The sequence below is a fragment of the Formosa sp. S-31 genome (genome assembly GCF_051172795.1).
Taxonomy (GTDB): domain Bacteria; phylum Bacteroidota; class Bacteroidia; order Flavobacteriales; family Flavobacteriaceae; genus Formosa.
Genome location: NZ_JAENDK010000004.1, coordinates 268,802 through 284,496 on the forward strand (window position 1 = coordinate 268,802; position 15,695 = coordinate 284,496).

At 36.2% G+C, this 15,695-nt stretch carries 11 protein-coding genes and 1 tRNA gene; 8 read left to right on the plus strand and 4 right to left on the minus strand.

Going from position 1 to position 15,695, the window contains the following annotated elements:
• Window positions 1-29: 29 nt before the first annotated feature.
• A complete protein-coding gene (locus tag I3217_RS06950; protein ID WP_435049025.1) occupies window positions 30-776 on the minus strand; it encodes an electron transfer flavoprotein subunit beta/FixA family protein in 747 nt (248 codons plus the stop codon).
• 376 nt (window positions 777-1,152) lie between these two features.
• On the opposite strand from I3217_RS06950, the gene I3217_RS06955 reads away from it, so the two are divergent.
• The 5 genes from I3217_RS06955 (at window position 1,153) to I3217_RS06975 (ending at window position 9,017) form a co-directional block, all read left to right on the plus strand.
• A complete protein-coding gene (locus I3217_RS06955) occupies window positions 1,153-2,130 on the plus strand; it encodes a pyruvate dehydrogenase complex E1 component subunit beta (RefSeq protein WP_435049026.1) in 978 nt (325 codons plus the stop codon).
• Window positions 2,131-2,198: 68 nt separating this feature from the next.
• Window positions 2,199-4,691: a DUF5686 family protein gene (locus I3217_RS06960; protein WP_435049027.1), complete on the plus strand. Its 2,493-nt coding sequence runs from the start codon at window positions 2,199-2,201 to the stop codon at window positions 4,689-4,691.
• Window positions 4,692-4,836: 145 nt separating this feature from the next.
• Window positions 4,837-5,364, plus strand: coding sequence for an inorganic diphosphatase (locus I3217_RS06965; RefSeq protein ID WP_435049028.1), 528 nt, complete (start codon window positions 4,837-4,839; stop codon window positions 5,362-5,364).
• A gap of 114 nt (window positions 5,365-5,478) precedes the next feature.
• Window positions 5,479-7,839: a sodium-translocating pyrophosphatase gene (locus tag I3217_RS06970; protein ID WP_435049029.1), complete on the plus strand. Its 2,361-nt coding sequence runs from the start codon at window positions 5,479-5,481 to the stop codon at window positions 7,837-7,839.
• 179 nt (window positions 7,840-8,018) lie between these two features.
• Window positions 8,019-9,017, plus strand: coding sequence for an App1 family protein (locus I3217_RS06975; protein ID WP_435049030.1), 999 nt, complete (start codon window positions 8,019-8,021; stop codon window positions 9,015-9,017).
• Here the strand turns inward: I3217_RS06975 and I3217_RS06980 are convergent.
• Window positions 9,014-9,628, minus strand: a complete 615-nt coding sequence (locus I3217_RS06980) for a deoxynucleoside kinase (protein WP_435049031.1) — start codon at window positions 9,626-9,628, stop codon at window positions 9,014-9,016. The genes I3217_RS06975 and I3217_RS06980 overlap by 4 nt on opposite strands.
• Before the next feature lie 3 nt (window positions 9,629-9,631).
• The gene (locus I3217_RS06985) at window positions 9,632-10,411 is read right to left on the minus strand and encodes a hypothetical protein (RefSeq protein WP_435049032.1); all 780 of its coding nucleotides are present in this window, start codon (window positions 10,409-10,411) and stop codon (window positions 9,632-9,634) included.
• Between the two features lie 127 nt (window positions 10,412-10,538).
• On the opposite strand from I3217_RS06985, the gene I3217_RS06990 reads away from it, so the two are divergent.
• From I3217_RS06990 to I3217_RS07000, 3 genes are all read left to right on the plus strand, one after another.
• Window positions 10,539-11,372, plus strand: a complete 834-nt coding sequence (locus I3217_RS06990) for a GLPGLI family protein (protein WP_435049033.1) — start codon at window positions 10,539-10,541, stop codon at window positions 11,370-11,372.
• A gap of 33 nt (window positions 11,373-11,405) precedes the next feature.
• Window positions 11,406-14,111, plus strand: a complete 2,706-nt coding sequence (locus I3217_RS06995; protein WP_435049034.1) for a carboxypeptidase regulatory-like domain-containing protein — start codon at window positions 11,406-11,408, stop codon at window positions 14,109-14,111.
• 133 nt (window positions 14,112-14,244) lie between these two features.
• Window positions 14,245-14,326, plus strand: a tRNA-Tyr gene (locus I3217_RS07000).
• Between the two features lie 113 nt (window positions 14,327-14,439).
• Here the strand turns inward: I3217_RS07000 and metK are convergent.
• Window positions 14,440-15,693: a methionine adenosyltransferase gene (gene metK / locus I3217_RS07005; protein ID WP_435049035.1), complete on the minus strand. Its 1,254-nt coding sequence runs from the start codon at window positions 15,691-15,693 to the stop codon at window positions 14,440-14,442.
• Window positions 15,694-15,695: the final 2 nt, after the last annotated feature.

Below are 15,695 nucleotides of genomic sequence, written 5' to 3' on the forward strand. Positions count from 1 at the left end.
GTTATTCTTTTGAATTATAATAAAGGAGATTAAATAACTTTAGCTTCGTTGTGAAGTAAATTTATTAATTCGTCTAAATTGTCTGGAGAAACTAAGGTTACGGCACCTTTAGGTTCTGGTTTTTCGAATTTTACTGAGACCGTTTCGGTAGAAGCGCTAACAGGTTCTAAAACGGTTAAGGCTTTTTTTCTGGCCATCATAATACCTCTCATATTAGGTATACGTAAATCACTTTCTTCAACAATGCCTTTTTGAGCGCCCACAACCAGAGGCAGGGTCGTAGTTACGGTTTCTTTTCCGCCGTCAATTTCTCGAATAACTTTGGCGTTAGTGCCATCTACGTCTATCCCAATACAAGTATTTACAAAATTGGCATCCGTTAAAGCAGCCAGCATACCTGGTACCATTCCTCCATTATAATCTATAGATTCGCGTCCTGCTATTACAAGGTCGTAGTTTCCCTCTTTAACAACCTTAGCAAGTTGTTCAGCTACGGCATAGCCGTCGGTAGCTTCTGTGTTTACGCGTATGGCTGCATCTGCACCAATTGCTAAAGCTTTTCTTAAAGTTGGTTCTGTTTCAGGGCCTCCCACGTTAACAACGTCTACACTTGCGCCTTGTTTTTCTTTAAACCACATTGCGCGGGTTAATCCATATTCGTCGTTTGGGTTAATTACAAATTGTACGCCGTTAGTGTCAAATTTAGTATCACCTTCTGTAAAGTTAATTTTAGAAGTCGTGTCTGGCACGTGACTTATACAAACTAAAATCTTCATATATGTTGTTTGTTATGTTACTGTAATATTTTATCGGTTACGAAGTTATTGAATTATTTTTTATTTTTACTATGCATGCATAGTAAAAAATGAATTAATTTAATCTTTTATTGCGAAAATGAAATTTTAAATCTGTTTTTTAAACATTAAATGTAATGTATTACAGCTTTTTTAAAGTTTTATTTACTATAAAGTCTATCGGTTTAGTATTTTTATAAAAGGAAAAGTACTGTAATTTTTGTATTTATTTTTTAGAATTATTGGAAGAATTAAGAATTCACCATTTGAATGCCCTGCCCGACTTAAATTTTGGAAAATCTTTTATAGAAAGTTTTTCAATTATTGTTATTTTTGCTGTTCTTATAAATAATGATACATGAAAACAATTCAGTTCAGAGAGGCAGTTTGTGAAGCCATGAGTGAAGAAATGCGCAGAGATGAGAGCATTTACTTGATGGGAGAGGAAGTTGCAGAATATAATGGTGCTTATAAAGCATCGAAAGGGATGTTAGACGAATTTGGTCCAAAACGTGTAATAGATACACCTATTGCAGAATTAGGTTTTGCTGGCATAGCAGTAGGTTCTACCATGACAGGTAACAGACCGATAGTAGAATTTATGACCTTTAATTTCTCGTTAGTTGGAATTGATCAGATTATAAACAATGCTGCTAAAATAAGACAAATGTCTGGTGGGCAGTTTAAATGTCCGATTGTGTTTCGTGGTCCTACAGCATCTGCCGGTCAGTTAGGGGCAACGCACTCTCAGGCTTTCGAAAGTTGGTTTGCTAATACTCCGGGATTAAAGGTAGTAGTGCCTTCAAATCCTTATGATGCTAAAGGACTTTTAAAAGCTGCGATTCGTGATGACGATCCGGTTATTTTTATGGAAAGTGAGCAGATGTACGGTGATAAAGGTGAAGTACCGGAAGGAGAATACACCATTCCATTAGGAGTTGCCGATGTTAAACGCGAAGGTAAAGACGTAACTATTGTATCTTTTGGTAAAATTATTAAAGAAGCTTACAAAGCAGCAGACGAGTTAGAAAAAGAAGGTATTTCTTGTGAAATTATAGATCTTCGTACTGTAAGACCTATGGATCATGATACCATTTTAAAATCTGTTAAGAAAACCAACCGTTTGGTAGTGTTAGAAGAAGCATGGCCATTTGGAAACGTTGCAACTGAAATTACATATCAGGTTCAGGCACAGGCTTTCGATTATTTAGACGCTCCTATAGTAAAAATTAATACAGCCGATACGCCGGCACCATACTCTCCAGTATTATTAGCAGAGTGGTTGCCAAATAGTAACGATGTTGTAAAAGCTGTAAAAAAAGTATTATATAAGTAAACAACACTTTTGTTGTCGTAAAAAACTTCATCAACATAATTAATTGCTGATGAAGTTTTTTTTTAACTATGAATGTAAGACTAAGCCTCATATTCTTCCTTCTGGGAAATCTGTTTATACTAGCTCAGACTAAAGTTAGTGGTTATGTGTACGACCAAAACAGGGAACCTGTTGCCTATGCCAATGTTATTTTTAAAGGGTCTTCTCAAGGAACGATAACCAACGAAGAAGGTCGGTTTTATATGGAGTCCGGAGATAACTGGAGTGCTTTAACAGTTTCTTTTGTAGGGTATCATACCGAGGAATTTCCACTTAAAAAAGGTGCTAACTATAAACTAGAAATAGTATTGGAGGAAGAAGCCGCTGAGTTGGATCAGGTTGTCATTGTAGCCGGAAAACAACCTAAAAAAAATAATCCGGCAATAGATATTCTTCGCAAAATCTGGGAACATAAGCGCCGGAATGGTCTTCGTAAATTTAATCATTACGAATACGATAAGTACGAGAAAGTTGAATTCGATTTAAATACGATAGACAGTGCCTTTATGGAAAATAAGATTTTTAAAGGCATGGAGTTTATTTTTAATGAAGTGGACACCTCTAATGTTACGGGTAAAACTTATTTGCCAATATTTATTAACGAGGAGGCCAGTAAAGTTTATGGAAACAATATTTCCGGTAAAGAACGCGAAGAGCTTAAAGGCAATAAAATGTCTGGTTTTAATAACAATCAGTTTATTCTCGATTTTATTAAAGACTTATATTCTCAATACGATATCTACGATAACTATCTTAAATTTTTCGAAAAGAGTTTTGTCAGTCCTTTGTCAAAAACAGGTATAAATACCTATAATTATAAATTATCCGATAGTGCGTTTATCGACAATAAATGGTGTTACAATATTATTTATTACCCGAGACGAAAAAACGAACTGACGTTTAAGGGCGATTTCTGGGTTAATGACTCCACTTTTGCTATTAAGAAAATTAATATGCAGGCTTCGAAAAGTGCCAATATTAACTGGGTAAAAGAAATTTATATAGAACAGGATTTTGATGTATTAAGCGATTCTGTGTTTCTTATAAAGCGCGATTATTTTATGTCGGATTTTGCGCTTAGAAAGAAAGAGAAAGCACGTGGAATCTATGGGAAAAGAACAACTTTGTACGATAATTACTTGTTTGATAAACCAAGACAGGATGCTTTTTATAACGAAGAGGTTTTAGATTATAATGAAGATACTTATAACCGAAACGATGAGTTCTGGGAGGCCCATCGTATGGAAGATTTAAATAAGGATGAGAAAGGTGTTTATAAAATGCTGGATACTCTGCAAACCGTTAAAAAATTCAATCGCCTTTATAATCTTGGGACAATTTTAGTATCAGGTTATGTCGAGATTGATGAGTGGAATTTTGATTACGGACCAATTTATTCAACCTTTGGATTTAACGAAGTGGAAGGCGTACGTGTTCGTGGTGGAGGAAGAACTTATTTTGGACCAAATGATCCCTGGCGTCTTGAGGGTTTTGTAGCTTATGGTTTTAGAGATGAAAAGGTAAAATACGGAATCTCTGGTAAAGTACTTGTCGATAAGACGAATCGCTTTATAATTTCTGGAGGTCACCGTAAGGATATAGAGCAGATTGGAGCGAGTTTAACTACGTCTACCGATGTGTTGGGAAGAAGTTTAGCATCTTCTGCACTTTTTGCCAAGGGAACAAACGATAAACTATCAAATATAGAATTAACAAGTCTGGCTTTCGAGCTGGAGCCCGTAAAAAATGTGGTTTTCAGGTTGGGAGCAGATTACAGAACTCTAAGTTCTGCATCTCCAACTTTTAACATTGATTATTATACCGATGATACTTTTACCGAAATAGCTTCAGAATTAAATCAATTTGAAACAGCGCTATCAGTAACCTATTTTCCTAATCGCCGTATGACAGGGTATGGTGTGGAACGTGCTCGGGCGAATGATAATTATGCGACATTATTTGCGCAATTAAGTCTTGGGGAAAAGAATGTTTTAAACAGTGATTTCGATTATACTAAATTACAGTTTTCTTATACCCAGCCATGGCAAATAGGTGGTTTCGGTCGCATGCTTACAACGGTCGAAGCGGGTAAAACTTTTGGAGAAGTACCTTTAGGTTTGTTAAGTATCGTGCCGGGAAACCAGGCGTATTTTTCAATATATAACACCTTTTCTCAATTAAATTATTACGAGTTTATTACCGATACTTATGTTTCTGCCCATATGGAGCATAATTTTAACGGGCGTCTGTTTTCCAGGATTCCGTTTTTAAGAAAATTGAATTTAAGGGAAATCGTTGGTGTAAGAGGTGTTTGGGGAGAAATCTCAGAAGCAAATAAAGCTATAAATGCCTCTAACGTGCCTTACAACGCGCCAAGCGATAAAGTATATTATGAATACAGTTTTGGAATAGGAAATATCTTTAAAATATTAAGACTGGATTTTAATTTTAGAGGGAATTATCTTGAGAATCCTGATGCCAGAAATTTTGGAGTAACCGGGACGTTTGGGTTCTATTTCTAGTTTTATTCTGCTGAATAGTAATGTATACCGAGTAATTAAGAGATTTTAAGTGTTATAAATACACTGTTTTGTTAAATCTGTTAAAATTTAAGTTGTCTATAACCAAAGGGTTCAGTATTTTTGAGGCCTTTAAAAAAATAAATTTATGAGCCCAAAAGGACAAAAAACGTTCGACGTTTTAATTGAAATACCAAAAGGAAGTAGAAATAAATATGAATACGATTTTGAATTAAATAAAATTCGTTTCGATAGAATGCTATTTTCTTCAATGATGTATCCTGCAGATTACGGATTTATTCCTCAGACTTTAGCTTTAGATAGTGACCCATTAGACGTTTTAGTTTTAGGTAGCGAGCCTACTTTTCCAATGTGTGTTATGGAGGTAAAACCTATTGGTGTTTTCCATATGACTGATGAAAAAGGGCCGGATGAGAAAATAGTTTGTGTTCCTGTATCAGATCCTATCTGGAATAAATTAGAAGACTTATCAGACTTAAATCCTCACTTAAAAGAAGAGATTACACATTTCTTCCAGGTGTATAAAGATTTAGAAAAGAAAAAAGTAGATGTTGGTGGATGGGGAGATGCTGCCGAAGCTTATGAAATTTTAGATGCTTGTGTAGATCGTTACGAAAACAGCGAGCACAAGAAAAACGGACATTTTACAATTTAATTTGTATTAAAATAAATAAGAGAAACCCTTTCAGTTAGCACTGGAAGGGTTTTTTATTTATGCTTGATTTTGTTACATTTATAAGATTAAAAACTAACTTAATTTATAAATTTTATGGAATCAAACATGATTTTCGTCCCAATGGTACTTGCTGTACTTGGCTTACTATTTATGTTTTCTAAAATGGCATGGGTAAAGAAGCAATCGCCGGGAAATGATAAAATGCAGGGCATTTCCAAGGCTATTAAAGAAGGGGCCTTGGCTTTTTTAAATGCGGAGTACCGACTATTGCTAATTTTTGTTGTAATCGCATCTATTGCGCTTTTTGTTATATCTATGCTGGTAGATACTACAAGCTGGATGATAGTTCCTGCTTTTATTGTAGGAGCTTGTTTTTCTGCATTGGCAGGTAACGTAGGTATGCGTATTGCTACCGAAGCAAATGCACGCACGGCAGAGGCAGCCAAAACCAGTCTGCCACAAGCCTTAAAAGTGTCTTTTGGCGGAGGAACTGTAATGGGGCTCGGTGTGGCCGGATTAGCCGTATTGGGTTTAAGTTTCCTATTCTTTATATTTATTAAGCTATTTGTGGTTGGTACGGGATTGTTTTACGATGAAATGACTATGGCTTTGGAAACACTGGCCGGATTTTCTTTAGGAGCAGAATCTATTGCTTTATTTGCCCGTGTTGGAGGAGGAATTTATACTAAAGCGGCAGATGTTGGTGCCGATTTAGTTGGAAAAGTGGAAGCAGGAATTCCAGAGGATGATCCAAGAAACCCAGCAACCATTGCAGATAATGTAGGAGATAATGTAGGAGATGTTGCTGGTATGGGAGCCGATTTATTTGGTTCGTACGTAGCTACTGTTCTGGCAGCCATGGTGCTTGGTAATTATGTTATTAAAGATATGTCTTCTATGGGGGCGTATACCGATAGCTTTAATAATATGGGGCCAATTTTGTTGCCAATTGTTATTGCGGGAGTAGGGATTTTAGCCTCGATTATCGGAACATTTTTTGTTAAGATTTCCAGTAATTCAGATAAAGAACCTCAGGTACAGAAAGCGTTGGATATGGGTAACTGGGTAGCTATAATTTTAACCTTAATAGCCAGCTTTGTTCTTATAAAGTTCATGTTGCCAGAAACCATGCATATGAAATTTTTTGGAGAAGGTTATATAGATATTCCTTCGTTAAATGTCTTTTGGGCGGCTTGTATTGGTTTGACTGTAGGAGCCTTAATTTCTGTCGTTACGGCATATTATACCAGTTTAGGAAAAAAACCTGTATTAGATATTGTAACCAATAGCTCAACCGGGGCTGCAACTAATATTATAGCAGGTTTGGCTGTAGGTATGAAATCTACATTTTTATCTGTTATATTATTCGCAGCTGCCATATTCGGATCTTATGAATTGGCTGGATTTTACGGCGTGGCATTAGCGGCTTCAGCTATGATGGCTACTACTGCTATGCAGTTGGCTATTGATGCATTTGGACCGATTGCAGATAACGCCGGGGGTGTTGCCGAAATGAGTGAATTAGATCCGGAAGTTCGCGAGCGTACCGATATTTTAGATTCTGTAGGAAATACGACGGCAGCTGTTGGTAAAGGATTTGCTATTGCTTCGGCTGCATTAACAGCTTTGGCGCTATTTGCAGCTTATGTTACATTTACTGGTATAGATGGTATTAATATTTTTAAAGCTGATGTTTTAGCCATGCTGTTTGTAGGCGGTATGATTCCTGTAATTTTTTCAGCTTTGGCAATGCAATCCGTAGGTAAGGCCGCAATGGAAATGGTTCAGGAAGTACGTCGACAATTTAAAGACATACCAGGAATATTAGAGGGAACAGGTAAACCAGATTATGCAAAATGCGTGGATATTTCTACCAAAGCAGCATTGAAGGAAATGATTTTACCTGGGCTAATCACCATATTAACTCCAATAATTATAGGTTTAATTTTTGGGGCAGAACCTCTGGGAGGATATATGGCCGGAGTTTGTGTTAGTGGTGTTATGTGGGCCATTTTTCAGAATAATGCCGGTGGTGCCTGGGATAATGCAAAAAAATCTTTTGAAGCTGGAGTGGAAATTAATGGCAAAATGGAATACAAGGGTAGTGATGCTCATAAGGCAGCTGTAACTGGAGATACTGTTGGTGACCCGTTTAAAGATACTTCAGGACCATCTATGAACATTCTAATAAAACTTACTTGTCTTGTAGGATTGGTGATTGCTCCTATTTTAGGAGGTCATCATGTAGAGGAAGCTTATGCTGCTGGTGCAGTAGAGAAACAGATAAACGTAGAAGTGACTTCGGATGGAGATGTAACAAAAGCCGTTATTATTACAGAAACGACTAAAAATGGCGAAGTAGAAACTACAGAAAAAATTATTGAAGGGACGGAAGCAGAAGTTCAGGCTGCCTTAAAAGAATTGAAAGAAGATGTTAAAATTAAACAGGAGTAAAGGTTTTAGTTTAATTTTTATACTATGGCGGGCGCAAGACATTGCGCTCGTTTTTTTATGTGAAATTTTGCCACAGTTTTAATGCAAATTTGAAGAACTAATAGTTTTAGTATGTCATTAAATTCTGTATTTTTAATTTTATAGCTTTATAAAGCACTAACCCTTAAAATGTAATTTTTTTGAAAAAAGACCCCTTGCAAATTATAGCTTTTCAAAGTTATTCCACATCTAATCATTTCTATTTAAGGGGTAGGGCAATAGAAGATGAAAGTATAGATTTGGAGCGTAAGGGTTTTTTCAAGCTACTTATAAATTCCTATAAACGTTTTGAAAGTGATGAGGTTAAAAATGTATGGTTGGATTTGCGTTTGCCTAATGGTAAAATACTAAAGGTTAAAACAGATAAATCAGGGTATTTTAAGTGTGAAAAGGCCTTAAGTAATTTAGAGGCTTTAACAAACACCGAAGGCTGGATGCACGTTGTAGCTGCGTACAGCGATGTAAATATCAAACGGAGTATTACCAATCAAAATAGATTTCCAGTAGAAATATTAATTCCGCCTAGCCATGCCGAATTTGGTGTTATCAGCGATATAGATGACACGATTATGCATACCGGAGTGTATTCTGTATTAAAATGGCAGGTGCTAATAAATACCTTTTTTAAAGGAGCGTTTAGCCGAATTCCTTTGGAGGGTGCTGCAAATTTTTATCATCTTTTACATCGCGGTAAGTCTGGTGAAAATTCCAATCCGATTTTTTATGTAAGTCACAGTCCCTGGAATTTATATAGGTATCTGGAATATTTTCTAAAGAAAAATAAGTTTCCTAAAGGCCCTATTCTATTGCGCAGTATGAATACAATTTTTAAGCGGAAGAAAGCAAACGATAAACCAGAAAAGCAGAAGGAAATTGTTAATATTTTAAAAGCGTATCCCGAATTGAAGTTTATTCTAATAGGAGATGGAAGCGAGTCCGATGCGGATATTTATATCGAAATATCCGAGGCTTTTCCAGGGCGTGTTTTAGCAATTTATTTAAGAAGTGTAAACCATAAAAGGAAAATGCAGCGTATAAAATCGCTTTTCGAAAATTATAAAACCACACCCGCTTTATTGGTAGATAATAGCTTGCAGGCTATAGAACACGCTAAGGAAAATGGTTTTATTAAAGCTTAAAATAAACCATTAATTTCGGCATCTATTCGGTTAATTACATATCCAAGGTCTTCCGGATTGTCTACAAAATTTAAATTATCCACATCAATTATAAGCAGGTTGCCTTTATTGTATCCATGAATCCAGGCCTCGTAACGCTCGTTAAGACGGCTTAAATAATCTATGCTAATAGAGTTTTCGTAATCTCTACCACGTTTCTGAATCTGTCCTACTAAATTAGGAATAGAGCTTCTTAAGTAAATTAATAAATCCGGACCTTGTACCAAAGACTCCATTAAATCGAATAAGCCTCGGTAATTTTCGTAATCACGATTGGTCATTAATCCCATAGCATGAAGGTTCGGGGCAAAAATATGTGCGTCTTCGTAAATGGTTCTATCCTGAATTATATCTTTTCCACTTTCTCTTATTTGCTGTACTTGTCTAAAACGGCTGTTTAAGAAATACACCTGTAGGTTAAAGCTCCAGCGTTCCATTTGGTTATAGAAGTCATCCAGATACGGATTGTCAACAACATCTTCTAATTGTGCTTCCCAATGGAAATGTTTGGCGAGTAATTTGGTAAGTGTGGTTTTTCCAGCTCCAATGTTTCCGGCAATAGCAATGTGCATATTTTATTCTGTTTTTAATTGGAATTGATATACGGTTTCGGTATCGTAAATATACAAGCTTTCGTTGGTTACGAAAAACTGTTTTATTAATAATTCGGGAAGGGATATACTATGAAAATTTGAATCGTCACGTTTTAAGTAATATAGGGTGTTCTCCTTTTGTAGAATCAAACTCTCTTTGAAAGGAAATAGTCGGGTAAATCCTTCATTTTTTACTTTGTAAACCATAGATCCAACATAGTTAAACTGGTATATAAAGTCTTCTGTTAATAGCCAGCACCAGTTGTAATCGCTTTTTAAATCTAAAACTTTACCGTTTATTGGGGTAGATTGTGCACGTTGATTGCCATATTTGTAATCATACAATTCCAGTTGTTGGTTTATATCGTTAAAAAGCCAGATGGTATTATCGTAACCTGTAGAAATGAAAGTCGGATTTCGATAAGGATTTAAGGAGTTAAAATCAATTTTGAAAATTTCAGCCAGGCGGTTATCTAAAATAATCACGGTATTAAAGGCGGAATAAAACACGTTTATTTTTAAAGGATTAAAGGTGTTAACTGTCGAAATATTCCCCAATTGTAAGTTCGTGTAATTTAAAGTCTGCCTTTGGGTTTGTTTAGATAATTCGTTGGTGTTGCAATAATAAACAGCGCCTAGGTTGTCTAAACCAATAACCGTGTTTTTTTCTGTGTGTTGTGTTGCCAGAAGGTTAGCCTTTATCTGGGAATGGGCAAAACTAAGATTGCAAACGGCAAGAATGAGACAGGTTATAAATTTCATAATCGAAAAATACGAAAATCAAATATTATCATGAAAACTAAATATTCGGGTGTTTATTTTTTGCATGCATTAAACTAATCTTAACTTTTTAAGTCTTAGAAGGTATAAACATAACTTATTGCCAATTATGAAAGTTAAAATTTTAAAAAATCTAGTGCTCCTTTTTGCATTAATCTCAGTTTTCGGTGTTAATGCGCAAAGCGATTTTCAGGGTGTAGCCTATTACGAATCTAAAACAAGTGCAGAGATGCCCGACTTCGGCGGCAGACAAATGAGCGAGGAGCAGAAAAAAAGAATAGCAGAGCGTATGAAAAGTATGCTGGAAAAATCTTTTGTTTTAACTTTTAATCGTACAGAATCCATTTATACAGAAGAAGAAAAGCTGGAAGCACCTACAGCTTCCGGAGGGCGAGGGTTTAGGATGATGGGGAATTTTACTTCTGGACCACAGTATAAAAATATTAAAGATAATCAATTGCTTCAGGAGCAGGAATTGTTCGGGAAGCAATTTTTAATACATGACTCGTTGCCAAAACTGGCCTGGAAAATGGGAACTGAAACCAAGCAAATCGGGCAATATACCTGTTTTAAGGCAACAGCTGTTAAACAGGTTAGCGAAATGGAATTCAGGCGTATGGGACCTCCGGGCAGACGAAATGATGACGACGAAAATAAACCCGAAATACCGAGAGAAATTGAGGTGACCGCTTGGTATACACCTCAAATACCAGTTAATCAAGGTCCGGGAGAGTACTGGGGGTTACCAGGATTGATTCTGGAAGTGAATGCAGATAAAACTACCATTCTGTGTTCAAAAATAGTGTTGAATGCACAGGAAAAGTCTGAAATTAAAGTGCCTAAAAAAGGAAAGGAAGTTTCGAAAGCAGAATATGACGAGATTGTAAAAAAGAAAATGGAAGAGATGAGTGAAATGTTTCGTAACAGACGAGGTGGAAGGTAAATTATAATATCAACGGTTATACAAAAAGCTTTTATGAAACATATTTTTTTAGGTTTAATTGTTCTTTTTTCTGTCCCGGTATTTGGTCAGTTAAAATTAGAAGGGGTAGTAAAAGATAGTGTCGGAACGCCTCTGGAGCTGGCAAATGTTATAGCAATAAATACTGAAACTAATGCTTTGGAATCTTATGGGATTACTAACGACAAAGGAGCATTTAAATTATCGGTAGGCAAGAATTCCAAATATAATGTGCAGGTAAGTTATATTGGTATGAAGACGGAGCAGCAGTTTTTAGAAACCGGTAGCGAAGATGTTTATCAGACTTTTACTCTGAAAAGTGATAATACTCTGGACGAAGTAGAGTTGGTTTACGAGATGCCTGTTACGGTTAAAGGAGATACTTTAATATATAATGCCGATTCCTTTAAAAACGGAACGGAGCGGAAGCTGGAAGATGTCCTTAAAAAGCTGCCGGGAGTAGAAGTCAACGACGAAGGCGAAATTGAAGTGGAAGGCCGAACAGTGAGTAAGGTAATGGTAGATGGTAAAGATTTTTTTGATGGCGATTCTAAACTGGCAACAAAAAATATTCCATCGAATGCAGTAGATAAAGTTCAGGTACTTAAAAACTTTGCAGAAGTAGGGCAGTTAAGTGGAGTAACAAATAATCAGGATAATGTTGCTATTAATATTCAGCTTAAAAAAGGAAAGGAAAGTTTCTGGTTCGGAGATATAACTGGCGGATCGGGAATTGCAGACGAAAATGGCCTTTATGTTTTCCAGCCTAAGTTGTTTTATTACAGTCCAAAATATAGTGTCAATCTTATAGGCGATTTAAATAATTTGGGAGAAATTGCCTTTTCCAGACGGGATTATTTTAATTTCACAGGAGGCTTTAGGGCACCAAGCAGAAGTAGCGGGACAAATATAAACCTGGGGAGTAATAATCTTAATTTGTCCAGTCTTCAGAATAACAGAGCAAAGGATATTTATACAAAATTTGGAGCTGCAAACTTTAGTTATTCACCAAAACAAACTTTAGATATTAGTGGTTTTGGTATTTTCTCTAGTAGTCGTATAGATATGCAGCAAATCAATAGTATTACTTATACGAATACAGATTTAGGAGTGCCGGATGAGGTTACCGAAAGTAATACCAGACAGCGCAGCGATTTGGGAATGGCTAAATTTAGTCTGCTTTTTAAACCTAATTCAGATAACCAGTTAGATTACGATGTAATGATGCGTTTGTCCAAAGAGTCTCAGGATGAAAATGTGTTGTCTTCGGTTATTGGAAATACGTTGCAGTACGAAGATTCCAGTCCGTTTAGTATAAATCAGAATTTAAACTATTACTATACGCTAAGTGAAAAACATATTTTCGCTCTGGAAGCTCAGCATTTGTGGCAGGATGAAGATCCGTTTTACAATGCTATTATAGAAGAAAAAAGTACTTACGACAACACCGCTGATATTTTAGGTTTAGATATGGATCAGATTAATTATAATGTGAACCAGGATAAACGTGTAAAATCGAATCAGTTCGACGGAAAGATTGATTATTTTAATGTACTAAACGCAAAAAGTAATTTAAATTTTACCTTAGGAACTATTTATAGTCGCCAGAAGTTTAATTCCAATATCTTTCAGCTTTTAGATAACAATTCAGAGTTCGTTCCATCTCCATCTATCAACGATGGTTTGATTGAAAATGATATAGAATACGGTTTTACAGATGTGTATGTCGGACTTCATTATACATTAAAAACTGGCATATTTACGTTTACACCAGGAGCAACGGTACATGCTTATAATACCGATAATACACAGTTTGGGGTAAAATATAATAACGACTTTTTTAAAATTTTACCTGATTTTGATGCAAGAATTCAATTAAAAAAGAGCGAGCAGATTGTGTTTACTTATAATATGGAAACACAGTTTACCGATGTTACTCAGTTAGCAAGAGGTTTGGTTATGAATGGTTATAACTCGTTTTTTAGCGGAAATGAAAGTCTGGATAATGCCTTGGCTCATAATGTACGGTTGTCGTACCGCAGTTTTAATATGTTTAATTATACTAATGTATTTGCCAACATTAATTACAATAAGAGTATTGATAGAATTAGAAATATTACAAATTTTGAAAGTGTAATTCGCTCTAATTCGCCATTCAATTCGGCTTATGCAGACGAAACATTTTCAGCGAATGGACGTTTTCAGAAGCGTTTTGGAAAGTTTCAGGCTTCTGCCAACGGGCGTTTTAATTACTCAAAATTTAATCAGTACATTCAGAATGTAAGGTCTGTAAACGAAAATTATACGCAGAATTACGGGGTGGAACTTCGTACCAATTTTAGAGAAGCTCCTAATTTCGAAATAGGGTACAATTACAGTATCCAGGATAACGATCAGGGCGATACACGGACGAAGTTTTACACGTCTGCTCCGAAAATAGAATTTGATGCCTTGATCTGGAAAGTTCTTACTTTTAAAACAGATTACGTGTATAATGAGTTTAAAAATGAAGAAACCACCTTAAATACGTATCAGTTTTGGAATGCTTCTATGGCATACAGAAAAGATAGTGATAGTAAATGGGAGTTTCAGTTAAAAGCAACCAACTTGTTAAATACAAAAGCGCAAAGCCAGAGTAGTTCTGATGATATTTCGGTTAGAGCAACCGATTATTACATACAGCCAAGGTATGTTACGCTACGCGCTATATATAATTTGTAGTGTTTTATTGAAAATCCATAAGGAATGTTTAGTGCTTATTTGTTCATTATCAGGGGCTAAAAATCATTGGTGTAAATTTGATAGATTTTTTGTTTGAAACACTAAAAAAAGTAATATATTTGCATCCGGTTTTGGGAAGATACTCAAGCGGCCAACGAGGGCAGACTGTAAATCTGCTGACTATGTCTTCGCAGGTTCGAATCCTGCTCTTCCCACGAAAAGCAAGCTATTTTAGCTTGCTTTTTTTGTTTGTGGAAAATTCGTTCTCATAAGATAATAAAAAAAGCCATCTGTACAGATGGCTTTTGTGTTTTGAGGTATAATGTTGTTATAAGCCAAATGCAGCTTTAACAAGATCTACATAATCTAATTTTTCCCAGGTAAACAGTTCTACATCTATAGTTATAGGTTCTCCGTTTGGCTGAGAAAAGGTTTTTGTTACAACTTCGCTTTCTCTTCCCATATGTCCGTACGCTGCTGTTTCGCTATACATAGGCTGACGAAGTTTTAAACGACTTTCTATAGCTGCCGGGCGCATGTCGAAAATGTCGGCTACTTTTTTTGCAATTTCACCATCGGTCATATTGAATGGACAAGTGCCGTAGGTGTTAATATAAATTCCCATAGGTTCTACTACGCCAATGGCATACGATACCTGTACCAAAACTTCGTCACAAACGCCTGCTGCTACCAGGTTTTTAGCAATATGTCTTGTAGCGTATGCGGCACTGCGGTCTACTTTACTTGGATCTTTTCCTGAAAAAGCACCTCCACCATGGGCGCCTTTACCACCGTAAGTGTCTACAATAATTTTTCTTCCGGTTAATCCCGTGTCGCCATGCGGGCCACCAATAACAAATTTACCTGTAGGATTAATGTGATATTTAATGCTGTCTGTAAACAGATTTTGAAGGTCTTCAGGAAGCTTAGCGATAACTCTCGGAATTAAAATATTAATAATATCCTCACGAATTTTAGCCAGCATAACTTCGTCTGTTCCAAAGTCATCATGTTGTGTCGAAATTACAATGGCTTCGATGCGTTGTGGTATATTATCGTCGCTATATTCAATAGTAACCTGGCTTTTTGAGTCAGGTCTTAAATAGGTGATGTCTTTATTCTCTCTTCTTAAAGCAGCCAGTTCTTTGAGTAATAAATGCGATAAATCCAGAGCTAAAGGCATGAAGTTCTCAGTTTCATTGGTGGCGTAACCAAACATCATTCCCTGGTCTCCGGCTCCTTGTTCTTCTTTAGTGGCTTTATCTACACCGCGATTAATATCGTCGGACTGTTCGTGAATGGCAGAAAAAACACCACATGAATTTCCGTCGAACATGTATTCGCCTTTGGTGTAACCAATTTTATTTATGGTCTCTCTTGCAATTTGTTGTACGTCCAGATAAGTACTCGACTTAACTTCTCCGGCAAGAACTACCTGGCCGGTAGTAACTAAGGTTTCGCAAGCAACTTTAGATTCTGGGTCGAAGGCTAAGAAATTATCTATTAAGGCATCGCTAATTTGGTCAGCAACTTTGTCTGGGTGTCCTTCAGACACGCTTTCGGATGTAAATAAATACGACATAA